This is a genomic window from Streptomyces ureilyticus (assembly GCF_011045025.1).
GTDB classification, from domain to species: Bacteria; Actinomycetota; Actinomycetes; order Streptomycetales; family Streptomycetaceae; genus Streptomyces; species Streptomyces ureilyticus.
In genome coordinates, this window is record NZ_JAAKZX010000027.1 from 17,827 (window position 1) to 39,393 (window position 21,567).

Annotated in this window: 17 protein-coding genes; 1 reads left to right on the forward strand and 16 read right to left on the reverse strand. The window is 68.1% G+C overall.

Features of this window, described 5'->3' with window-relative positions; translation table 11 throughout:
- Nucleotides 1–48: 48 nt before the first annotated feature.
- The 15 genes from recQ to G6048_RS11640 form a co-directional block, all read right to left on the reverse strand.
- A complete protein-coding gene (recQ, locus tag G6048_RS11570) occupies nucleotides 49–2,076 on the reverse strand; it encodes a DNA helicase RecQ (protein ID WP_235989618.1) in 2,028 nt (675 codons plus the stop codon).
- A 214-nt stretch (nucleotides 2,077–2,290) separates the two neighbouring features.
- Nucleotides 2,291–3,940: an NADH-quinone oxidoreductase subunit NuoN gene (nuoN, locus tag G6048_RS11575; RefSeq protein ID WP_165339404.1), complete on the reverse strand. Its 1,650-nt coding sequence runs from the start codon at nucleotides 3,938–3,940 to the stop codon at nucleotides 2,291–2,293.
- Entirely contained in the window at nucleotides 3,937–5,508 is a 1,572-nt protein-coding gene (locus G6048_RS11580) for an NADH-quinone oxidoreductase subunit M (RefSeq protein ID WP_165339405.1), read from the reverse strand. The genes nuoN and G6048_RS11580 overlap by 4 nt, the downstream gene beginning before the upstream one ends.
- A 5-nt stretch (nucleotides 5,509–5,513) precedes the next feature.
- Entirely contained in the window at nucleotides 5,514–7,460 is a 1,947-nt protein-coding gene (gene nuoL, locus G6048_RS11585) for an NADH-quinone oxidoreductase subunit L (RefSeq protein ID WP_165339406.1), read from the reverse strand.
- A 14-nt stretch (nucleotides 7,461–7,474) separates the two neighbouring features.
- Nucleotides 7,475–7,774, reverse strand: coding sequence for an NADH-quinone oxidoreductase subunit NuoK (gene nuoK / locus G6048_RS11590; RefSeq protein WP_009310327.1), 300 nt, complete (start codon nucleotides 7,772–7,774; stop codon nucleotides 7,475–7,477).
- The gene (locus G6048_RS11595; RefSeq protein ID WP_165339407.1) at nucleotides 7,771–8,580 is read right to left on the reverse strand and encodes an NADH-quinone oxidoreductase subunit J; all 810 of its coding nucleotides are present in this window, start codon (nucleotides 8,578–8,580) and stop codon (nucleotides 7,771–7,773) included. The genes nuoK and G6048_RS11595 overlap by 4 nt, the downstream gene beginning before the upstream one ends.
- On the reverse strand, nucleotides 8,577–9,218 hold the full coding sequence (nuoI, locus tag G6048_RS11600) for an NADH-quinone oxidoreductase subunit NuoI (protein ID WP_165339408.1): 642 nt from the start codon (nucleotides 9,216–9,218) through the stop codon (nucleotides 8,577–8,579). Before nuoI ends, G6048_RS11595 begins: the two co-directional genes overlap by 4 nt.
- Nucleotides 9,211–10,608, reverse strand: coding sequence for an NADH-quinone oxidoreductase subunit NuoH (nuoH, locus tag G6048_RS11605; RefSeq protein WP_165339409.1), 1,398 nt, complete (start codon nucleotides 10,606–10,608; stop codon nucleotides 9,211–9,213). Before nuoH ends, nuoI begins: the two co-directional genes overlap by 8 nt.
- A complete protein-coding gene (locus G6048_RS11610) occupies nucleotides 10,605–13,109 on the reverse strand; it encodes an NADH-quinone oxidoreductase subunit G (protein WP_165339410.1) in 2,505 nt (834 codons plus the stop codon). The genes nuoH and G6048_RS11610 overlap by 4 nt, the downstream gene beginning before the upstream one ends.
- Entirely contained in the window at nucleotides 13,106–14,464 is a 1,359-nt protein-coding gene (gene nuoF / locus G6048_RS11615; protein WP_328825746.1) for an NADH-quinone oxidoreductase subunit NuoF, read from the reverse strand. Before nuoF ends, G6048_RS11610 begins: the two co-directional genes overlap by 4 nt.
- Entirely contained in the window at nucleotides 14,461–15,273 is an 813-nt protein-coding gene (gene nuoE / locus G6048_RS11620; protein ID WP_206341486.1) for an NADH-quinone oxidoreductase subunit NuoE, read from the reverse strand. Before nuoE ends, nuoF begins: the two co-directional genes overlap by 4 nt.
- Nucleotides 15,274–15,323: 50 nt before the next feature.
- Nucleotides 15,324–16,646, reverse strand: coding sequence for an NADH-quinone oxidoreductase subunit D (locus tag G6048_RS11625; protein WP_165339413.1), 1,323 nt, complete (start codon nucleotides 16,644–16,646; stop codon nucleotides 15,324–15,326).
- Nucleotides 16,643–17,383 (reverse strand): NADH-quinone oxidoreductase subunit C, encoded by a 741-nt coding sequence (locus G6048_RS11630; protein WP_165339414.1) that lies wholly within the window; start codon nucleotides 17,381–17,383, stop codon nucleotides 16,643–16,645. Before G6048_RS11630 ends, G6048_RS11625 begins: the two co-directional genes overlap by 4 nt.
- Nucleotides 17,380–17,934 carry a NuoB/complex I 20 kDa subunit family protein gene (locus tag G6048_RS11635; protein WP_010041554.1) on the reverse strand — a complete coding sequence of 185 codons (555 nt, stop codon included), beginning with the start codon at nucleotides 17,932–17,934 and terminating at the stop codon, nucleotides 17,380–17,382. Before G6048_RS11635 ends, G6048_RS11630 begins: the two co-directional genes overlap by 4 nt.
- 32 nt (nucleotides 17,935–17,966) lie before the next feature.
- Nucleotides 17,967–18,326: an NADH-quinone oxidoreductase subunit A gene (locus tag G6048_RS11640; RefSeq protein WP_033319564.1), complete on the reverse strand. Its 360-nt coding sequence runs from the start codon at nucleotides 18,324–18,326 to the stop codon at nucleotides 17,967–17,969.
- An 811-nt stretch (nucleotides 18,327–19,137) separates the two neighbouring features.
- On the opposite strand from G6048_RS11640, the gene G6048_RS11645 reads away from it, so the two are divergent.
- Nucleotides 19,138–19,980 (forward strand): C40 family peptidase, encoded by an 843-nt coding sequence (locus G6048_RS11645; RefSeq protein ID WP_165339415.1) that lies wholly within the window; start codon nucleotides 19,138–19,140, stop codon nucleotides 19,978–19,980.
- A 240-nt stretch (nucleotides 19,981–20,220) separates the two neighbouring features.
- Here the strand turns inward: G6048_RS11645 and G6048_RS11650 are convergent, their stop codons facing one another.
- Nucleotides 20,221–21,525: a geranylgeranyl reductase family protein gene (locus G6048_RS11650; RefSeq protein WP_165339416.1), complete on the reverse strand. Its 1,305-nt coding sequence runs from the start codon at nucleotides 21,523–21,525 to the stop codon at nucleotides 20,221–20,223.
- Between the last annotated feature and the right edge of the window lie 42 nt (nucleotides 21,526–21,567).

The following is a 21,567-nucleotide window of genomic DNA, read 5'->3' on the forward strand; positions in this document are numbered from 1 at the left end:
CCTCCCAAATGCGCTCTGCCTCACCTGGCCGTCCGTCCCACCCGGCCGCTATATCCAGTCGTCCGGCCCATCCTGCTCATCGGGCTCGCCCCAGTCCTCCGGATCCGGCTCCCGCTCCCCCGAGTCCCCGCCCTCGGCCGCGGAAGCCGGTGACACGGGCGAGTCCGGAGCCAGGGAGGCAAGCACCCCGAGCACCCCGTCCCCGTACGTCGCGAGCTTCTTCTCGCCCACTCCGCTGATCGCGCCCAACTCCACGATGGATGTGGGCCCCACGGTGGCGATCTCCCGAAGTGTCGCGTCGTGGAAGATGACGTACGCCGGAACACCCTGCTCCTTGGCCTGCGCGGCACGCCACGTGCGCAGGGCCTCGAAGACGGGGACCAGCTCTTCGGGCAGTTCGACCGCCGCGGCCTTGGGCTTGCGCTCGCCCCTGGGCGACGCCGACTTCGTGGTCACCGGCTTCTTCGGCTCCTTGCGCAGCGGAACCTCCCGCTCACGCCGCAGCACCGTGCCGCTCGCCTCGGTCAGCACCAGCGTCCCGTACTCGCCCTCGACCGCAAGCAGCCCCTGTGCCAGCAACTGCCGTACGACACCGCGCCATTCGCCCTCGGACAGCTCCTCGCCGATGCCGAACACGGACAGCTGGTCGTGGTCGAACTGTATGACCTTGGCGGTTCTGTTCCCGAGCAGAATGTCGACGATCTGGACCGCCCCGAACTTCTGGCCCCGCTCGCGCTGCAGTCGCACCACCGTGGACAGCACCTTCTGGGCCGCGACCGTGCCGTCCCACGTCTCCGGAGAGACCAGGCATGTGTCGCAGTTCCCGCACGCCGTGGTCTCAGCGTCCTGGCCGAAGTAGGCGAGCAGTTGGGCTCGGCGGCACTGGACGGTCTCGCACAGCGCGAGCATCGCGTCGAGGTGCGCCGCGGCCCGCCGCTGGAACGCCTCGTCGCCCTCACCGGACTGGATCAGCTTGCGCTGCTGTATGACGTCGTTCAGGCCGTACGCCATCCAGGCCGTGGACGGGAGTCCGTCGCGGCCCGCGCGGCCCGTCTCCTGGTAGTAGCCCTCGACCGACTTCGGCAGGTCGAGATGGGCGACGAACCGTACGTCCGGCTTGTCGATGCCCATGCCGAAGGCGATGGTGGCGCAGACGATCAGGCCTTCCTCGCGCAGGAACCGCGACTGGTGCGCCGCGCGCGTGCCCGCGTCCAGGCCCGCGTGGTACGGCACCGCCTCGATGCCGTTGCGGCAGAGGAACTCCGCTGTCTTTTCCACGGAGTTGCGCGACAGGCAGTACACGATGCCCGCGTCGCCCGCATGCTCCTCCTTCAGGAAGGACAGCAGCTGCTTCTTGGGGTCGGCCTTCGGCACGATCCGGTACTGGATGTTGGGCCGGTCGAAGCTCGCCACGAAATGGCGGGCGTCCGGCATGCCCAGGCGCTGTGTGATCTCCTGGTGCGTCGCGTCCGTGGCCGTCGCGGTCAGTGCGATGCGCGGTACGTCGGGCCAGCGCTCGCCCAGCAGGGAAAGCGCCAGATAGTCGGGGCGGAAGTCATGGCCCCACTGGGACACGCAGTGCGCCTCGTCGATCGCGAAGACCGAGATCTTGCCGCGGGCGAGCAGCTCGAGCGAAGACTCCAGACGCAGCCGCTCCGGTGCGAGGTAGAGCAGATCGAGCTCGCCGGCCAGGAACTCCGCCTCGACCACGCGCCGCTCGTCGAAGTCCTGCGTGGAGTTCATGAACCCGGCGCGCACGCCGAGCGCCCGCAGCGCGTCCACCTGGTCCTGCATCAGCGCGATCAGGGGGGAGACCACCACACCCGTACCGGGTCTGACCAGGGACGGGATCTGGTAGCAGAGCGACTTGCCGCCGCCCGTCGGCATGAGGACCACGGCGTCGCCGCCGTCCACCACATGCTCGATGACCGCTTCCTGCTCGCCGCGGAACGCCTCGTACCCGAAGACACGGCGGAGCGTGCCCAGCACCTCGCTCTCCGCGAGCCCCGCGGCACTGCTCTCGCCAAGCCCCACGGCCAGCCCGGCAAACCTTGCGGCCCTGTCCTCTTCGGTCATCACACCCGTCCCGCCAGTCCCGCCCAGCCCGCTCATTGCTCTGTCCCCCGTCGCACGTCGTGCCTCGACTACTGCGTCCACGATAGGGGCCACCACTGACAGCCTCGGAGTTATCCACAGGCTGCCTTCGATGGATCTCGACGACTCTCGCCATATACGTACAAGGCCCCGGCGCCCGTGAAGGGAGCCGGGGCCCAACGCACTGGTGCACACGTCAGCGCACGAAGACCCCTGCCTGCCCGGCCAGGTCCAGGAAGTACTGCGGCGCCACACCGAGTACCAGCGTGACCACCACGCCGAACGCGATCGCCGTCATCGTCAGCGGTGACGGCACGGCCACCGTCGGTCCCTCCGGCTTCGGCTCGCTGAAGAACATGAGCACGATCACTCGGATGTAGAAGAACGCCGCGATGGCCGACGAGATCACACCGACCACGACGATCGCACCCGCGCCGCCCTCCGCCGCCGCCTTGAACACGGCGAACTTCCCGGCGAAGCCGGAGGTGAGCGGAATGCCCGCGAAGGCCAGCAGGAAGACCGCGAACACCGCCGCCACCAGTGGCGAACGCCGTCCGAGCCCCGCCCACTTGGACAGATGTGTGGCCTCGCCGCCGGCGTCCCGCACCAGGGTCACGACCGCGAACGCGCCGATCGTGACGAAGGAGTACGCCCCCAGGTAGAAGAGCACGGACGAGATGCCGTCCGCCGAGGTGGCGATGACACCGGCGAGGATGAAGCCGGCGTGGGCGATCGACGAGTACGCCAGGAGCCGCTTGATGTCGGTCTGGGTGATCGCGACGATCGCGCCGCCCAGCATGGTGACGATCGCGACGGCCCACATCACCGGCCGCCAGTCCCAGCTCAGGCCCGGCAGTACCACGTACAGCAGACGCAGCAGCGCCCCGAAGGCGGCCACCTTGGTAGCGGCGGCCATGAAGCCGGTCACCGGTGTCGGCGCGCCCTGGTACACGTCCGGGGTCCACATGTGGAACGGCACCGCGCCCACCTTGAACAGCAGGCCCATGACGAGCATCGCGGCGCCGATGAGCAGCAGCGCGTCGTTGCCCATGGTCCCGGCGAGCGCCGGGGTCACGTTCTCGATCGAGCCGTCGACGACCTGCGCGATCGTCGCGTACGACACCGAGCCCGCGTAGCCGTACAGCAGGGCGATACCGAAGAGCGTGAACGCGGAGGCGAAGGCGCCGAGCAGGAAGTACTTGACCGCGGCCTCCTGCGACATGATCCGCTTACGGCGGGCCACGGCGCACAGCAGGTAGAGCGGCAGTGAGAAGACTTCCAGGGCGATGAACAGCGTCAACAGGTCATTGGCGGCCGGGAACAGGAGCATTCCGCCGATGGCGAAGAGGAGCAGCGGGAACACCTCGGTCGTGGTGAACCCGGCCTTCACCGCGGCCTTTTCGCTGTCGCTGCCGGGCACGGACGCGGCCTGCGCGGCGAACGAGTCGACCTGGTTGCCGTGCGCCACGGGGTCGAGCCGCCGTTCCGCGAAGGTGAACACGCCGAGCAGACCGGCCAGCAGGATCGTTCCCTGCAGAAAGAGCGCCGGCCCGTCGACGGCGATGGCGCCCATCGCCACGATGCCGGCCTTCGTGGTGCCGTATCCCCTGGTCGCGAGCGCGATGACCGCGGCGAAGGCGGCGGCGAGCGAGACGACGGACAGGAACACCTGGGCGTAGTAACGGGACTTGCGCGGCACGAACGCCTCGAGGAGCACGCCGATGATCGCCGCGCCGATGACGATCAGGGTGGGCGACAACTGCCCGTATTCGATCTTGGGCGCGTCGATCTTCTCGATCGGATCGGCCGCCATTGTCCACAGGCTGTGGACGGCTGTTGCGCTCACTTGGCCGCCTCCACCTCAGGCTTGGGGTCCTGCTTCTGAACGTCGGACATGGTGTGCTCGACCGCCGGGTTGACGATGTCGGTGAGCGGCTTCGGGAAGACGCCCAGGAAGATCAACAGGGCGATCAGCGGGGTGACGACCACCAGTTCCCGCACCCTCAGATCGGGCATGGCCGATACCTCGGGCTTCACCGGGCCCGTCATCGTCCTCTGGTAGAGGACCAGGGTGTAGAGCGCGGCAAGGACGATGCCGAAGGTGGCGATGATCCCGATCACCGGGTAGCGCGTGAACGTGCCGACCAGGACCAGGAATTCACTCACGAAGGGCGCGAGGCCGGGCAGCGAGAGGGTCGCGAGGCTGCCGATCAGGAAGGTGCCGGCGAGTACCGGGGCGACTTTCTGCACTCCTCCGTAGTCGGCGATCAGCCGCGAGCCGCGCCGCGAGATCAGGAAGCCGGCCACCAGCATCAGGGCGGCGGTCGAGATCCCGTGGTTGACCATGTAGAGCGTCGCGCCCGACTGGCCCTGGCTGGTCATCGCGAAGATGCCCATGATGATGAACCCGAAGTGCGAGATCGACGCGTACGCCACCAGCCGCTTGATGTCACGCTGACCGACCGCGAGCAACGCCCCGTAGACGATGCTGATCAGGGCGAGTACGAGGATGACCGGCGTCGCCCACTTCGATGCCTCCGGGAAGAGCTGGAGGCAGAAGCGCAGCATCGCGAAGGTGCCGACCTTGTCGACGACCGCCGTGATCAGTACGGCGACCGGGGCGGTGGCCTCCCCCATGGCGTTCGGCAGCCAGGTGTGCAGCGGCCACAGGGGTGCCTTCACGGCGAACGCGAAGAAGAAGCCCAGGAAGAGCCAGCGTTCGGTGTTGGTCGCCATGTCCAGCGTGCCGTTGGCCCGGGCTTCGGCGATCTCCTGGAGCGAGAAGTTTCCGGCCACTACGTAGAGACCGATCACGGCGGCCAGCATGATCAGGCCGCCGACCAGGTTGTAGAGGAGGAACTTCACGGCGGCGTACGAGCGTTGGGCCGCCGCCTTCTCGTCCGTGCCCGCGTGGGCGCGGTCTCCGAAGCCGCCGATGAGGAAGTACATCGGGATGAGCATGGCTTCGAAGAAGATGTAGAAGAGGAAGACGTCGGTGGCCTCGAAGGAGAGGATCACCATCGCCTCGACGGCGAGGATCAGGGCGAAGAAGCCCTGTGTCGGACGCCAGCGGCTGCTGCGGGTCTCCAGCGGGTCGGCGTCATGCCAGCCCGCGAGGATCACGAAGGGGATCAGCAGCGCGGTCAGCGCGATCAGCGCCACCCCGATGCCGTCCACACCCAGCTCGTAGCGCACCCCGAAGTCCGCGATCCAGGCGTGGGATTCGGTGAGTTGGTAGCGGTCGCCGCCGGGCTCGAAGCGGACCAGGACCACCACGGCGAGTACCAGGGTGGCGAGCGAGACCAGCAGCGCCAGCCATTTGGCGGCGGTGCGGCGCGCGGCCGGCACGGCGGCCGTGGCGATCGCCCCGAGGGCCGGGAGCGCCGCCGTCGCTGTCAGCAGTGGAAAGGACATCGGTATCAGACCGCCCTCATCAGCAGGGTCGCGGCGATGAGGACCGCCGCACCGCCGAACATCGAGACCGCGTACGAGCGTGCGAAGCCGTTCTGCAGCCTGCGCAGCCGTCCGGAGAGGCCGCCCATCGAGGCCGCCGTGCCGTTGACGACCCCGTCGACCAGGGTGTGGTCGACGTACACCAGAGAGCGTGTGAGGTGCTCTCCGCCGCGTACGAGGACGACGTGGTTGAAGTCGTCCTGGAGGAGGTCACGCCGGGCGGCCCTGGTGAGCAGGGAGCCGCGCGGGGCGGCGACGGGCACAGGACGGCGCCCGTACTGGGCGTAGGCGACGCCGACGCCGATGACCATCACGGCCACCGTGGAGAGGGTGACTGTGAGGGCGCTGACCGGCGGGTGCCCGTGCGCATGGTCGGTGACGGGCTCCAGCCAGTGGATGAACCGGTCGCCGATACCGAAGAACGCTCCCGCGAACACCGACCCGAAGGCCAGCACGATCATGGGGATCGTCATGGAACTGGGCGACTCGTGCGGATGCGGTTCAGCGTGCTCGCCATGTGTCTCGGCAGCCGGCTCCACGCTCGGCTCGGCCGGGGACGGCGTCGGAGCGTGCCGCCAGCGCTCCTCTCCGAAGAACGTCATCAGCATCACGCGCGTCATGTAGTAGGCGGTGATGGCCGCGCCGAGGAGGGCCACGCCGCCGAGGATCCAGCCCTCGGTGCCGCCCTTGGCGAAGGCAGCCTCGATGATCTTGTCCTTGGAGAAGAAGCCGGACAGACCGGGGAAACCGATGATGGCGAGGTAGCCGAGACCGAAGGTGACGAAGGTGACCGGCATGTACTTCCTGAGGCCGCCGTACTTCCTCATGTCGACCTCGTCGTTCATGCCGTGCATGACCGAACCGGCGCCGAGGAAGAGCCCGGCCTTGAAGAAGCCGTGCGTCACCAGGTGCATGATCGCGAAGACGTAGCCGATGGGGCCGAGGCCCGCGGCGAGGATCATGTAGCCGATCTGCGACATGGTCGAGCCGGCCAGCGCCTTCTTGATGTCGTCCTTCGCACAACCGACGATCGCACCGAACAGGAGCGTGACGGCGCCGACGACGGTGACGGCCAGCTGGGCGTCCGGCGCTCCGTTGAAGATCGCGCCGGAGCGGACGATCAGGTACACGCCCGCGGTCACCATCGTCGCGGCGTGGATGAGGGCCGAGACCGGGGTCGGGCCCTCCATCGCGTCCCCGAGCCAGGACTGCAACGGCACCTGGGCGGACTTGCCGCAGGCGGCGAGCAACAGCATCAGGCCGATGGCGGTGAGCTTACCCTCGCTCGTCTCGCCCGTCGCCTCCAGTACGGGCCCGAAGGCGAAGGTGCCGAACCAGGCGAACATCAGCATGATCGCGATGGAAAGGCCCATGTCGCCGACGCGGTTGACCAGGAAGGCCTTCTTCGCGGCCGTGGCAGCGCTGGGCTTGTGCTGCCAGAAGCCGATCAGCAGGTACGAGGCGAGGCCGACGCCCTCCCAGCCGACATACAGCAGCAGGTAGTTGTCGGCGAGGACGAGCAGCAGCATCGCCGCGAGGAACAGGTTCAGATAGCCGAAGAAGCGGCGGCGCCGCTCGTCGTGCTCCATGTACCCGATCGAGTACACGTGGATCAGCGAGCCGACGCCGCTGATCAGCAGGACGAACGTCATCGACAGCTGGTCGAGCTGGAAGGCGACGTCCGCCTGGAAGCCCTCTACGGGGACCCAGCTGAACAGGTGCTGGGTCATCTCCCGTTCTTCCGCGCCCTTCCCGAGCATGTCGGCGAAGAGGATCGCGCCGATCACGAAAGAGGCGGCCGCGAGGACGGTGCCGATCCAGTGGCCGACGGCATCGAGCCGACGGCCACCGCACAGCAGTACGGCCGCTCCGAGCAGAGGCGCCGCTACCAGCAGCGCAATCAGGTTCTCCACGATTCAGCGACCCCTTAGAGCTTCATCAGGCTGGCGTCGTCGACCGAGGCCGAGTGGCGGGAACGGAACAGGGACACGATGATCGCGAGCCCGACCACGACCTCCGCGGCGGCGACGACCATCGTGAAGAAGGCGATGATCTGGCCGTCGAGATTGCCGTGCATCCGCGAGAAGGCCACGAGCGCGAGGTTGCAGGCGTTGAGCATGAGCTCGACGCACATGAACACCACGATCGCGTTCCGCCTGATCAGGACGCCGGTGGCACCGATCGTGAACAACAGGGCGGCGAGGTAGAGGTAGTTGACGGGATTCACTTCGTGGCCTCCTCTTCCCGGCCGAGCCGTTCCTCCGCGCGCTGCTCCAGAGCCTTGAGGTCATTGATCGCCTCGTCCGACACATCGCGGATCTGGCCGCGCTCCCGCAGCGTCTTGATGACGGTGAGTTCGGACGCGGTGCCGTCCGGGAGGAGGCCCGCGATGTCCACCGCGTTGTGCCGGGCGTAAACGCCGGGGGCAGGCAGCGGCGGGAGCTGCTTGCCTTCCCGTACGCGCTCCTCGGCCAGCTCGCGCTGGGTCTTGGCCCGCTCGGTGCGCTCGCGGTGCGTGAGCACCATGGCGCCGACGGCGGCCGTGATGAGCAGGGCGCCGGTGAGCTCGAAGGCGAAGACGTACTTCGTGAAGATGAGGGCGGCGAGACCCTCCACGTTGCCACCGGCGTTGGCCTGGCCCAGGCCGTTGAACTCGTTCAGCGAGGCGTTGCCGATTCCCGCGCAGAGCAGGATGCCGAAGCCGAGGCCGCACAGGAGGGCCAGCCAGCGCTGCCCCTTGATGGTTTCCTTCAGGGAGTCGGCGGCGGTGACGCCGACGAGCATGACCACGAAGAGGAACAGCATCATGATCGCGCCGGTGTAGACGACGACCTGCACGATGCCCAGGAAGTACGCGCCGTTGGCGAGATAGAACACTGCCAGGATGATCATGGTTCCGGCGAGGCAGAGCGCGCTGTGCACGGCCTTCTTCATGAAGACGGTGCACAGGGCGCCGATCACGGCGATGGTGCCGAGGACCCAGAACTGGAAGGCCTCTCCGGCGGAGGTGGTGTAGGCGGCGAGATCCGTCATCGACCGATCACCTTCCCCGAAGCCGGCTCGTCCTCGCCGAAGGTCGAGGCGGCCTCCTGCGGCACCTCTCCCTTGGAGAGGGCCACCTGACGCTCCGTACCCGGCGCCGCCTCCGTGACCAGACCCCGGTAGTAGTCCTGCTCGTCCGTCCCGGGGAAGATCGAGTGCGGGCTGTCGACCATGCCCTCTTCGAGGCCGGCGAGCAGCTGTTCCTTGGTGTAGATGAGGTTGGCGCGGCTGCTGTCGGCCAGCTCGAACTCGTTCGTCATCGTCAACGCGCGCGTGGGGCACGCTTCGATGCACAGTCCGCACAGGATGCAGCGGGCGTAGTTGATCTGGTAGACGCGGCCGTACCGCTCGCCCGGGGAGTAGCGCTCCTCCTCGGTGTTGTCCGCGCCCTCCACATAGATGGCATCCGCCGGGCAGGCCCAGGCGCACAGCTCGCAGCCGATGCACTTCTCCAGGCCGTCCGGATGGCGGTTGAGCTGGTGCCGGCCGTGGAATCGCGGGGCGGTGGTCTTCTGTTGCTCCGGATACTGCTCGGTCAGCCGCTTCTTGAACATGGCCTTGAAGGTCACGCCGAAGCCTGCGACGGGGTTCTGGAAACCGGGTTTGGTCTCCTTCTGCTCATCAGCCATCGGACGCCTCCTTTCCGTCACGAGGTCCATCGGTTCCGTCACTGGCAGTATCGACCCCACCACTGACAATCAACTCCCGCTCCCGGCGCGGGCTTCGCCTCGGCACCGGTGGCAGCGTCTGTCCCGGCAGCGGTGGTACGGGGAATCCGCCCGCCATCGGGTCGAAGGCGGCGGCCTCGGCAGGCGCCTCCTCCGCCTCCTTGGCGGACTTCCGGTCGCGGAACATGTCCACGACGAACGAGAGCAGCAACAGGAAGAGGACCGCTCCGCCGACGTAGAGGGCGATGTCGGCGAAGCCGTAGTTCTCGTTGCGCAGCGTCCGTACGGTCGCCACGAGCATCAGCCACACCACGGAGACCGGGATGAGGACCTTCCAGCCGAGCTTCATCAGCTGGTCGTAACGGACGCGGGGCAGCGTGCCGCGCAGCCAGATGAAGAAGAACAGCAGCAGCTGCACCTTCGCCACGAACCAGAGCATCGGCCACCAGCCGTGGTTGGCGCCCTCCCAGAAGGTGCTGACCGGCCACGGAGCCCGCCAGCCACCCAGGAAGAGCGTCACCGAGACCGCAGAGACCGTCACCATGTTCACGTACTCGGCGAGCATGAACATCGCGAACTTGATGGACGAGTACTCGGTGTTGAAGCCGCCGACCAGGTCGCCCTCGGACTCCGGCATGTCGAACGGCGCGCGGTTGGTCTCCCCGACCATCGTCACGATGTAGATCAGGAACGACACCGGCAGCAGGATGATGTACCAGCGGTCCTGCTGCTGGGCGACGATCTCCGACGTCGACATGGAGCCGGAGTACAGGAACACCGAAGCGAAGGCGGCGCCCATGGCGATCTCGTACGAGATCATCTGCGCGCAGGAGCGCAGACCGCCCAGCAGCGGATAGGTGGATCCAGAACTCCAACCCGCCAGCACGATCCCGTAGATGCCCACCGAGGCGACCGCGAGGATGTAGAGCATCGCGATCGGCAGGTCGGTGAGCTGCATCGTGGTGCGGTGGCCGAAGATCGAGATCTCGTTGCCGGCCGGCCCGAAGGGGATGACCGCGATCGCCATGAAGGCCGGGATGGCCGCGACGATCGGCGCGAGGACGTAGACCACCTTGTCCGCGCGCTTGACGATGACGTCTTCCTTGAGCATCAACTTCATGCCGTCGGCGAGCGACTGGAGCATGCCCCAGGGACCGTGCCGGTTGGGACCGATGCGCAGCTGCATCCAGGCGACGACCTTGCGCTCCCACACGATCGAGAAGAGCACGGTCAACATCAGGAAGGCGAAGCAGAAGACCGCCTTGATGACGACCAGCCACCAGGGGTCACGGCCGAACATGGAGAGGTCTTCAGCCGCGAGGTACGACGTCGCGATGAGGTCCGGAGTCATGCCTTCACCTCCTTGGGGGCCTCGGGGGCGAGCGTCGCCGGGCCGATGCGGACGAGGTCACCGGGGAGCGCGCCCGTGTCGGAGACGACGCCCCCTCCGGCGGAGTTCAGCGGGAGCCACACCACGCGGTCGGGCATCTCCGTGATCTGCAGCGGGAATTCGACCACTCCGGAGGGGCCGGTCACGGCCAGCGCGTCGCCATCCTTGACGCCGGCCTCGGCTGCCGTGGCGGCCGACACGCGCGCGCGTGCGGCATGCCGGGTGCCGGCGAGCGCCTCGTCGCCCTCCTGGAGGCGGCCCTGGTCAAGCAGCAGCCGGTGTCCGGCAAGGACTGCCTCCCCGGCGGCGGGGCGCGGCAGTTGGGCTCCTGTCTCCAGGGGCGCGGTGGCCCGCGCCCCGTCCCAGGCGCCGAGCCGGTCGAGCTCCACGCGCGCGGTGCGCAGATCGGGGAGCCCCAGGTGTACGTCCATAGCGTCCGCGAGCATCTGCAGGACGCGGGCGTCGGTGGGCGCCAGCCGGCGGGTCATCTGGTCGGGCTTGAGCGCCGCCTCGAAGGACCGGGCCCGGCCCTCCCAGTTGAGGAAGGTGCCCGCCTTCTCCGCGACGGCGGCGACGGGGAGTACGACATCCGCGTGCTCGGTGACCTCACTGGGGCGCAGTTCGAGCGACACCAGGAAGCCCACTTCGGACAGTGCCGCACGCGCGCGTGCCGGATCGGGCAGGTCCGCGACCTCGACGCCGGCCACGACGAGCGCGGCCAGCTCACCGGTGGCGGCGGCCTCGACGATCTGGCCGGTGTCACGTCCATCCCGGAGCGGCAGTTCGGAGACTCCCCAAGCGGCGGCGACCTCGACCCGCGCGCGCGAGTCGGTGGCCGGGCGCCCGCCCGGCAGCAGCGAGGGCAGCGCACCCGCCTCGATGGCGCCGCGCTCCCCGGCCCGGCGCGGGATCCACACCAGTTCGGCACCGGTCGCGGAGGCGGCCCGTACGGCGGCGGTGAGCCCGCCCGCCACGGCGGCCAGCCGCTCCCCTACGACGATCACGGCGCCCTCGGCGCGCAGGGCTTCGGAGGCCGTCGCCCCGTCGCCTTCCAGGCCGACACCGGAGGCGAGCGCGTCCAGCCACTCGGTCTCGGTGCCGGGCGCGGCGGGCAGCAGCGTGCCGCCTGCCTTCTCCAGTCCGCGGGTCGCGTGCGTGGCGAGCGCGAACGTCTTCTGGCCGTGCTTGCGCCAGGCCTTGCGCAGCCGCAGGAAGACGCCGGGCACCTCCTCCTCGGCCTCGATGCCGACGAGGAGGACGGCGGGCGCCTTCTCCAGGGAGGTGTACGTAACGCCCGTACCGTCGAGGTCCCGGCCGTGTCCGGCGACCCGGGCAGCCAGGAAGGCGGCCTCCTCGCCGCTGTGCACGCGCGCGCGGAAGTCGATGTCGTTCGTGTCGAGCGCCACGCGCGCGAACTTGCTGTACGCGTAGGCGTCTTCGACGGTGAGTCGGCCGCCGGTCAGGACACCGGTCCTGGTGCGGGCCGCCAAGAGCCCCTCAGCCGCCGCCGAAAGGGCCTCGGGCCACGAGGCGGGCTCCAGCTCACCGGATTCGCCGCGCACCAGAGGCGTCGTCAGACGGTCCCGCTGCTGCGCGTACCGGAAGCCGAACCGCCCCTTGTCGCACATCCACTCCTCGTTGACCTCGGGGTCGGCAGCCGCGAGCCGCCGCATGACCTTGCCGCGCCGGTGGTCGGTACGGGTCGCGCAGCCTCCGGAGCAGTGTTCGCACACCGAAGGCGACGAGACGAGGTCGAAGGGTCGCGAGCGGAAGCGGTACGCCGCCGACGTCAGCGCGCCCACCGGGCAGATCTGGATGGTGTTCCCGGAGAAGTACGACTCGAAAGGATCGCCCTCTCCGGTGCCGACCTGCTGGAGTGCACCCCGCTCGAGCAGCTCGATCATCGGGTCGCCCGCGACCTGGTTGCTGAACCGGGTGCACCGGGCGCACAGCACGCACCGCTCCCGGTCGAGCAGCACCTGGGGGGAGATCGGGACGGGCTTCTCGAACGTCCGCTTCTTGCCCTCGAAGCGGGACTCGGCATTGCCGTGCGACATGGCCTGGTTCTGCAGGGGGCACTCGCCGCCCTTGTCGCAGACCGGGCAGTCCAGCGGATGGTTGATGAGCAGCAGCTCCATCACACCCTTCTGGGCCTTCTCGGCGACAGGAGAGGTGAGATGGGACTTGACGACCATCCCGTCCGTGCAGGTGATCGTGCAGGACGCCATGGGCTTGCGCTGGCCCTCGACCTCGACGATGCACTGGCGGCAGGCACCTGCCGGGTCGAGGAGCGGGTGGTCGCAGAAGCGGGGGATCTCGATGCCGAGCTGTTCGGCGGCGCGGATGACCAGGGTGCCCTTGGGCACGCTGATCTCGATGCCGTCGATGGTCAGCGAAACGAGTTCTTCCGGCGGAACCGCCGCCTCCCCGCCCCCGGAGGGAGCGCTGGTGGTCACAGTCATGCGTTCACCTCCGCGTGCTTGTCCTTGTCGGCCCAGACCGTGGACTTGGCCGGGTCGAAGGGGCAGCCCCGGCCCGTGATGTGCTCCTCGTACTCCTCGCGGAAGTACTTGAGAGAGGAGAAGATCGGCGAGGCGGCGCCGTCGCCGAGGGCGCAGAAGGACTTGCCGTTGATGTTGTCGGCGATGTCGTTCAGCTTGTCGAGGTCGGACATGACGCCCTTGCCGGCCTCGATGTCGCGCAGCAACTGCACGAGCCAGTACGTCCCTTCGCGGCAGGGCGTGCACTTGCCGCAGGACTCATGGGCGTAGAACTCCGTCCACCGCGTCACCGCCCGCACGACGCACGTCGTCTCGTCGAAACACTGGAGTGCTTTTGTGCCGAGCATGGAACCCGCGGCAGCCACTCCTTCGTAATCAAGAGGGACGTCGAGGTGCTCGTCGGTGAACATCGGGGTCGAAGAGCCGCCGGGCGTCCAGAACTTGAGCCGGTGCCCGGGCCGCATCCCGCCGCTCATGTCGAGCAGCTGGCGCAGCGTGATGCCGAGCGGCCCCTCGTACTGACCGGGACGGGCGACATGGCCGCTGAGCGAGTAGAGCGTGAAGCCCGGGGACTTCTCGCTCCCCATCGATCGGAACCACTCTTTGCCTTTGTGGAGAATCGCGGGAACTGACGCGATCGACTCGACGTTATTCACCACAGTCGGGCACGCGTAGAGCCCCGCGACAGCAGGAAAGGGGGGACGAAGTCGCGGCTGGCCACGGCGGCCCTCGAGCGAGTCGAGCAGTGCGGTCTCCTCACCACAGATGTACGCGCCCGCGCCCGCGTGCACGGTGACCTGGAGGTCAAGTCCGCTGCCCAGGATGTTCTCGCCGAGGTATCCCGCCGCATACGCCTCCCGTACTGCCTCGTGCAGCCGCCTCAGCACGGGGACAACTTCACCGCGCAGATAGATGAAGGCATGCGAAGAACGGATCGCGTAACAGGCGATCACGATGCCCTCGATGAGGCTATGCGGGTTCGCGAAGAGAAGCGGGATGTCCTTGCAGGTGCCCGGTTCCGATTCGTCGGCGTTGACAACTAGATAGTGAGGCTTGCCATCACCCTGCGGGATGAACTGCCACTTCATGCCCGTGGGGAATCCCGCGCCGCCGCGTCCACGCAGACCGGAGTCCTTCACGTACGCGATGAGGTCGTCCGGCGACATGGCGAGGGCCTTGCGCAGCCCCTCGTACCCGTCGTGCCTTCGGTACACGTCCAGCGTCCAGGACTTGTCCTCGTCCCAGAAGGCCGACAGCACGGGTGCGAGCAGCTTCTCCGGGCCGGTGTCTTTGATCTCGGCTGCCAAGGTCATCACTCCCCCTCCTCCTCGGAGACCGGGCCCGCGGGGTGCGCGGGGTCGGAGGCCGAGGTCTGCTGCGGCGCGTCATGCGAGCTGAGGTGCTCCGCGGGCGGCTGGTCCTGCGGACCGCCGGATCCCCGCGGGTGCACCACGCGCGCGGGAGTCATCTCGCCCTTCGCCAGCCGGAGGCCGATCAGTGAGGCCGGTCCCGCGCTGCCGCCCGCCTCGACGGCTCCGGGGCGCTCGTCGGGGAAGCCGGCCAGGACCCGGGCGGTCTCCTTGAACGTGCACAAGGGGGCACCGCGCGTCGGTTCGACCTGTGCACCCGCCCGCAGGTCGTCCACGAGGCGCTTCGCGGTGTCCACGGTCTGGTTGTCGAAGAACTCCCAGTTGACCATCACGACCGGGGCGAAGTCGCAGGCCGCGTTGCACTCGATGTGCTCCAGGGTGACCTTGCCGTCGTCGGTGGTCTCGCCGTTGCCGACACCGAGGTGGTCCTGGAGGGCCTCGAAGATCGCGTCGCCGCCCATCACCGCGCACAGGGTGTTGGTGCAGACGCCCACCTGGTAGTCACCGGAGGGCTTGCGCCGGTACATGGTGTAGAAGGTGGCGACCGCGGTGACCTCGGCCGTGGTCAGGTCCAGCATGTCGGCGCAGAACTGCATGCCGGTGCGCGTCACATGGCCCTCCTCCGACTGCACGAGATGCAGCAACGGCAGGAGGGCGGACCGGGAGTCCGGGTAGCGGGCGATGACCTCGCGCGCGTCGGCTTCGAGCCGGGCTCGAACGTCGTCCGGGTAGTCGGGCGCGGGCAGTTGGGGCATGCCCAGGCTGACGCCCTGCGCCTGTACGCCCTGCTCGGAAGGAGTGGTGGTCACCGGTCGACGCCTCCCATCACGGGGTCGATGGACGCGACGGCGACGATGACGTCGGCGACCTGGCCGCCCTCGCACATCGCCGCCATGGCCTGCAGATTGGTGAAGGACGGGTCGCGATAGTGGACCCGGTAGGGGCGGGTGCCGCCATCGGACACGACGTGCACCCCGAGTTCGCCCTTGGGCGACTCGACGGCGGCGTACGCCTGGCCGGGCGGGACCCTGAAGCCCTCGGTCACCAGCTTGAAGTGGTGGATCAAGGACTCCATGGAGGTGCCCATGATCTGCTTGATGTGGTCGAGGGAGTTGCCCAGGCCGTCCGGGCCGAGGGCCAACTGTGCGGGCCAGGCGATCTTCTTGTCGGCGACCATGACCGGACCGGGCTCCAGCCGGTCCAGGCACTGCTCGATGATCCGCAGCGACTGGCGCATCTCCTCCAGGCGGATCAGGAAGCGCCCGTAGGAGTCACAGGTGTCGGCGGTCGGGACGTCGAAGTCGTACGTCTCGTAGCCGCAGTACGGCTGCGCCTTGCGCAGGTCGTGCGGGAGGCCGGCCGAGCGGAGGATCGGGCCGGTGGCACCGAGGGCCATGCAGCCGGCCAGGTCGAGGTAGCCGATGCCCTGCATACGGGCCTTGAAGACGGGGTTCCCGGTGGCGAGCTTGTCGTACTCGGGAAGGTTCTTCCTCATCTTCTTCACGAACTCGCGGATCTGGTCCACCGCGCCCGGTGGCAGGTCCTGGGCGAGACCGCCGGGGCGGATGTACGCGTGGTTCATGCGCAGGCCGGTGATCAACTCGTAGATGTCGAGAACGAGTTCACGATCACGGAAGCCGTAGATCATGATCGTGGTGGCGCCGAGTTCCATGCCGCCGGTGGCGATGCACACCAGGTGCGAGGAGAGCCGGTTCAGCTCCATCAGGAGCACTCGGATGATGGAGGCGCGGTCGGGGATCTGGTCCTCGATGCCGAGGAGCTTCTCGACGGCGAGGCAGTACCCGGTTTCGTTGAAGAACGAGGTCAGGTAGTCCATGCGCGTCACGAAGGTCGTGCCCTGTGTCCACGTACGGAACTCGAGGTTCTTCTCGATGCCGGTGTGCAGATAACCGATTCCGCAGCGGGCCTCGGTGACCGTCTCGCCGTCGATCTCCAGGATCAGCCGGAGCACGCCGTGAGTGGACGGGTGCTGCGGGCCCATGTTGACGACGATGCGCTCGTCGTCGGCCCGGGCCGCGGTCTGGACGACCTCGTCCCAGTCGCCGCCGGTGACCGTGTAGACGGTGCCTTCCGTCGTCTCGCGGGCGGATGCTGACTGCGTGCTCATGAGTAGGACCTCCGCTGGTCCGGGGCCGGGATCTGGGCGCCCTTGTACTCGACGGGGATGCCGCCGAGGGGGTAGTCCTTGCGCTGCGGGAAGCCCTGCCAGTCGTCCGGCATCATGATCCGCGTCAGGGCCGGGTGACCGTCGAAGACGATGCCGAAGAAGTCGTACGTCTCGCGCTCGTGCCAGTCGTTCGTCGGATAGACGGAGACCAGGGACGGGATGTGCGGATCACCGTCCGGGGCGCTGACTTCGAGGCGGATCAGCCGGTTGTGGGTGATCGAGCGCAGGTGGTAGACGGCGTGCAGCTCGCGCCCCTTGTCTCCGGGGTAGTGGACGCCGCTCACCCCCGTGCACAGCTCGAAACGGAGCGCCGGGTCGTCGCGCAGGGTCTGCGCGACACGGACCAGGTGCTCGCGTTCGATGTGGAAGGTGATCTCGTCGCGGTCGACGACCGTCTTCTCGATCACGTTCTCGGGGACGAGACCCTGTTCCTCCAGGGCGCCCTCCAGCTCGTCGGCGACCTCGTCGAACCAACCGCCGTACGGCCGGGTGGCGGGCCCGGGCAGCCGGACGGAGCGGACCAGGCCGCCGTAGCCGGAGGTGTCGCCGCCGTTGCTGGCGCCGAACATGCCGCGCTGGACGCGGATCTCCTCGCCGCCCTCGCCGCGCTGACCCGGGAGGTTGTCAGTGCCGAGGTCCTTCTCGGGGTTGACCCCGTTGCCGTTCGCGTCGCTCACCGCAGCAGGCCCTTCATCTCGATGGTGGGGAGCGCCTTGAGCGCCGCTTCCTCCGCCTCGCGGGCCGCCTCCTCGGCGTTCACGCCGAGCTTCGAGGTCTGGATCTTCTGGTGCAGCTTGAGAATCGCGTCCATCAGCATCTCGGGCCGTGGCGGACAGCCGGGCAGATAGATGTCGACAGGGACGATGTGATCGACGCCCTGCACGATCGCGTAGTTGTTGAACATCCCGCCGGACGACGCACAGACCCCCATGGAGATCACCCACTTGGGGTTCGGCATCTGGTCATAGACCTGCCGCAGCACCGGCGCCATCTTCTGGCTGACGCGTCCGGCGACGATCATCAAGTCGGCCTGGCGCGGTGAGCCGCGGAAGACCTCCATGCCGAAGCGCGCCAGGTCGTAGCGGCCCGCGCCGGTCGTCATCATTTCGATGGCGCAGCAGGCGAGGCCGAAGGTGGCGGGAAAGACGGACGACTTGCGCACCCAGCCGGCGGCCTGCTCGACGGTGGTCAGCAGGAAGCCGCTCGGCAGCTTTTCTTCGAGTCCCATGCTCAGTGGCTCCTCTGTGCCCTATCCGGGGTTCAGTCCCATTCCAGGCCGCCGCGCCGCCATACGTACGCGTACGCGACGAAGACGGTGAGCACGAAGAGCAGCATCTCCACGAGCCCGAATACCCCAAGGGCGTCGAAGGTGACGGCCCAGGGATAGAGGAAGACGATCTCGATATCGAAAATGATGAAGAGCATCGCCGTCAGGTAGTACTTGATGGGGAACCGCCCGCCGCCGGCCGGCGTGGGGGTCGGCTCGATACCGCACTCGTAGGCCTCGAGCTTGGCCCGGTTGTACCGCTTTGGACCGATAAGCGTGGCCATGACCACGGAGAAGATCGCAAAGCCTGCCCCGAGGGCTCCCAGTACGAGGATGGGCGCATACGCGTTCACCGCTCCTCGCTCCTCTCAGTCGGCATTGACTGCTTGCGGGGTCCCCCCGGCCGGAGGCTGGGAGGTTCGTCGGACTTCACCCGCCCCACGAAGCTCACAGGCTCCGTCAGCTTCCCGAGACTCACAAGCCCCGTGCGGCTTCACGAAGATCGCGTACATGTGAAGCAGGTCACAAGCCCAACTGCCACGCATCTTATGCCTGCCGGTCTGTGATCTGCGACACGGGGTACGACAACGCCTTTGTGATCTCCACCACCTGGCACTCGATCATGAAGTAAGAGGCGAGCGGATCTTCACCCAGGAGGCGTCCGAGTGATCACCAGAAGTGACAATTTCGCTCATTAACGCAGGTCCGGCGGTGTGGCTCTTTACCAAGGGACAGTCGCCGCAAGCAAATTGGCTCTGGACATCAACGCTTGGTAGAGGAACTCGTTCACACTTCGGGGGAAGTTGACTCGCCGGTGTGGACGCGCACGAGCACGTGCATCCGTTCACGAGCAGAACACGAACTTGAGACCCGAACGAGACACGGGGGCGCGTCACGATCCGGATGACGCACGCGACGCATCCGCCCCAGTGGCCGTTCCGTGACCTGCGTCACACTCGAAACCGGGGCAGATAAGCGGGGCTTGGCCATCGGTCCCAACGAGTGGTAGGCGGCGGGCAATTCGGACGTAATGCGAAAAGGCCTTGCTCACGGGCTCATTGGGCGGTGTCCACTTTGCCCGCTACGGCGTCAATAAAGAACGCCACACCCGGGATTCTGGCGGCCCATTGAACAACTGTGGCGCACCACACGTTTCTTGAAGATATGGAGGAGCCCCTGATACCGGTTGGACTCATGTCCCACACCGCTCACATACCCAGCCACCGGAAACCCCGGCCTCGCAGCAGTTCGACGCTCGCGATGCGCGCCGGAGTTGCCGGTGGCGTCCTCAGCACCCTGGCAGTGGGGGCTGCGGCCGGATCGGCGAACGCGGCCGAGCCCGTGACCCAGACGATCGAACTGCCCACGCTCACGGCCGACCTGTCCGCGACCGTGGCCGAGTCCGCGGCCGCCACCCAGCAGGCCGCGGCCGACTACGAGCTGCTGGCCGAGCGTGACGCGGCCGCCGCCAAGGCGGCCAAGCAGGCCAAGGCCGACCTCGCCGATGCGAAGAAGAAGGCGGAGGCCAAGAAGAAGGCCGAGGCCGAGCGCAGGGCCGCCGCGGAGGCCGCCGCCTCGCGGGCCGCCGAGCGGACCACCCTCAACACCTCCGCCTCCTCGAGCTCCGAGACCGATGTCCCGGCCCCGGCCAGCGGCAACGTCGGTACGGTCATCAGCTTCCTCAAGGCCCAGGTCGGCGACGCCTACGTCATGGGCGCTTCCGGCCCCGACTCCTGGGACTGCTCCAGCCTGGTCCAGGCCGCGTTCAAGCAGGTCGGCGTGGACCTCCCGCGCGTCTCGCAGGACCAGTCGACGGTCGGGACCGACGTCCCGCTGTCCGACATCCAGGTCGGCGACATCCTGTACTGGGGCGGCAAGGGCTCGGCGTACCACACCGGTGTCTACATCGGTGGCGGCCAGTACCTGGACGCCGCGAACCCCGGTAAGGGCGTCGTCATCCAGGATCTGTCGGGCTACCCGGCGAGCGGCGCGGTGCGCGTGCTCTGACTCCGACCGGAACCCGGCGTCCGCCTTCGGTCGCTCCGGTCCCGCAACTTGAAGGGCCGCTTCCCCATCGGGGGAAGCGGCCCTCGTTGCGCGCTCAGGCACGAGCTCGTGGCGTAGCCGGACTCAGCGCCCGGGAGCCCCTGGCAGAGCCCAGGAGCCCCAGGAGCGGCGACCCCAGGACCCAGGAGCGGGCGACCTCAGGAGGCTCCAGGAGCGGCCCCAGAAGCCGGGCCACGGGCGTTACGCCTTGGGCGCCGCCTTGCTCAGCCCGTTGATGATGCGGTCCATCGCGTCGCCGCCCGTCGGGTCGGTCAGGTTGGCGAGCATCTTCAGCGTGAACTTCATCAGCACCGGGTGCGTGAGTCCGCGCTGCGTCGCGATCTTCATGACCTTCGGGTTGCCGATGAGCTTCACGAAGGCGCGCCCGAGGTTGTAGTAGCCGCCGTAGGTCTCCTTGAGGACCTTCGGGTAGCGCTGGAGGGCGAGTTCGCGCTGGGCGGGGGTCGACCGGGCGTGCGCCTGGACGATGACGTCGGCGGCGATCTGGCCGGACTCCATGGCGTACGCGATGCCCTCGCCGTTGAAGGGGTTCACCATGCCGCCCGCGTCGCCGACGAGCAACAGGCCCTTCGTGTAGTGCGGCTGGCGGTTGAAGGCCATGGGCAGGGCGGCGCCGCGGATCGGGATCGTCATGTTGTCCGGGGTGTAGCCCCAGTCCTCCGGCATCGACGCGCACCAGGCCTTCAGGACCTCACGCCAGTCCAGCTCCTTGAAGGAGCTGGAGGTGTTCAGCACCCCGAGGCCCACATTGCTCGTACCGTCGCCCATGCCGAAGATCCAGCCGTAGCCGGGCAGCAGCCGGTCCTCGCCCGGTCCGCGCCGGTCCCACAGCTCCAGCCAGGACTCCAGGTAGTCGTCCTCGTGGCGCGGGGACGTGAAGTACGTACGCACCGCGACGCCCATCGGCCGGTCCTCGCGCCGGTGCAGGCCCATGGCGAGGGACAGCCGGGTCGAGTTGCCGTCGGCCGCCACGACCAGCGGGGCGTGGAAGGTGACTTCGCGCTTCTCCTTCGAGTCGACGTCGCCGAGCTTCGCGCGCACGCCCGTGATGCGGCCCGTGCGGTCGTCGATGACCGGGGCGCCCACATTGCAGCGCTCGTACAGTCGCGCGCCCGCCTTCTGCGCCTGCCGCGCCAGCTGCTCGTCGAAGTCGTCCCGCTTTCGTACGAGTCCGTAGTCGGGGTAGGCGGCGAGATCCGGCCAGTCCAGTTGGAGGCGAACGCCGCCGCCGATGATGCGCAGCCCCTTGTTCCGGAGCCAGCCCGCCTCCTCGGAGATGTCGATGCCCATGGAGACGAGTTGCTTGGTCGCGCGGGGCGTCAGCCCGTCGCCGCAGACCTTTTCGCGCGGAAACGCGGTCTTTTCGAGGAGCAGGACGTCGAGTCCGGCCTTCGCGAGGTAGTACGCGGTGGTGGAACCGGCTGGCCCGGCCCCGACGACGATCACATCGGCGGTGTGTTCGGAGAGGGGCTGGGGCTCGGTCACGGTGGGATCTCCCCAAGACTCGAAATCAACGTGCCGACCGGC

Coding starts and splice junctions, on each gene's coding strand:
- G6048_RS11595 (WP_165339407.1), bottom strand. CDS start 8,580: ATGACGGATCTCGCCGCCTACACCACCTCCGCCGGAGAGGCCTTCCAG.
- nuoI (WP_165339408.1), bottom strand. CDS start 9,218: ATGGCTGATGAGCAGAAGGAGACCAAACCCGGTTTCCAGAACCCCGTC.
- recQ (WP_235989618.1), bottom strand. CDS start 2,076: ATGACCGAAGAGGACAGGGCCGCAAGGTTTGCCGGGCTGGCCGTGGGG.
- G6048_RS11625 (WP_165339413.1), bottom strand. CDS start 16,646: ATGAGCACGCAGTCAGCATCCGCCCGCGAGACGACGGAAGGCACCGTC.
- G6048_RS11645 (WP_165339415.1), top strand. CDS start 19,138: ATGGAGGAGCCCCTGATACCGGTTGGACTCATGTCCCACACCGCTCAC.
- nuoE (WP_206341486.1), bottom strand. CDS start 15,273: ATGCCCCAACTGCCCGCGCCCGACTACCCGGACGACGTTCGAGCCCGG.
- G6048_RS11580 (WP_165339405.1), bottom strand. CDS start 5,508: ATGTCCTTTCCACTGCTGACAGCGACGGCGGCGCTCCCGGCCCTCGGG.
- nuoH (WP_165339409.1), bottom strand. CDS start 10,608: ATGACTCCGGACCTCATCGCGACGTCGTACCTCGCGGCTGAAGACCTC.
- G6048_RS11635 (WP_010041554.1), bottom strand. CDS start 17,934: ATGGGACTCGAAGAAAAGCTGCCGAGCGGCTTCCTGCTGACCACCGTC.
- G6048_RS11610 (WP_165339410.1), bottom strand. CDS start 13,109: ATGACTGTGACCACCAGCGCTCCCTCCGGGGGCGGGGAGGCGGCGGTT.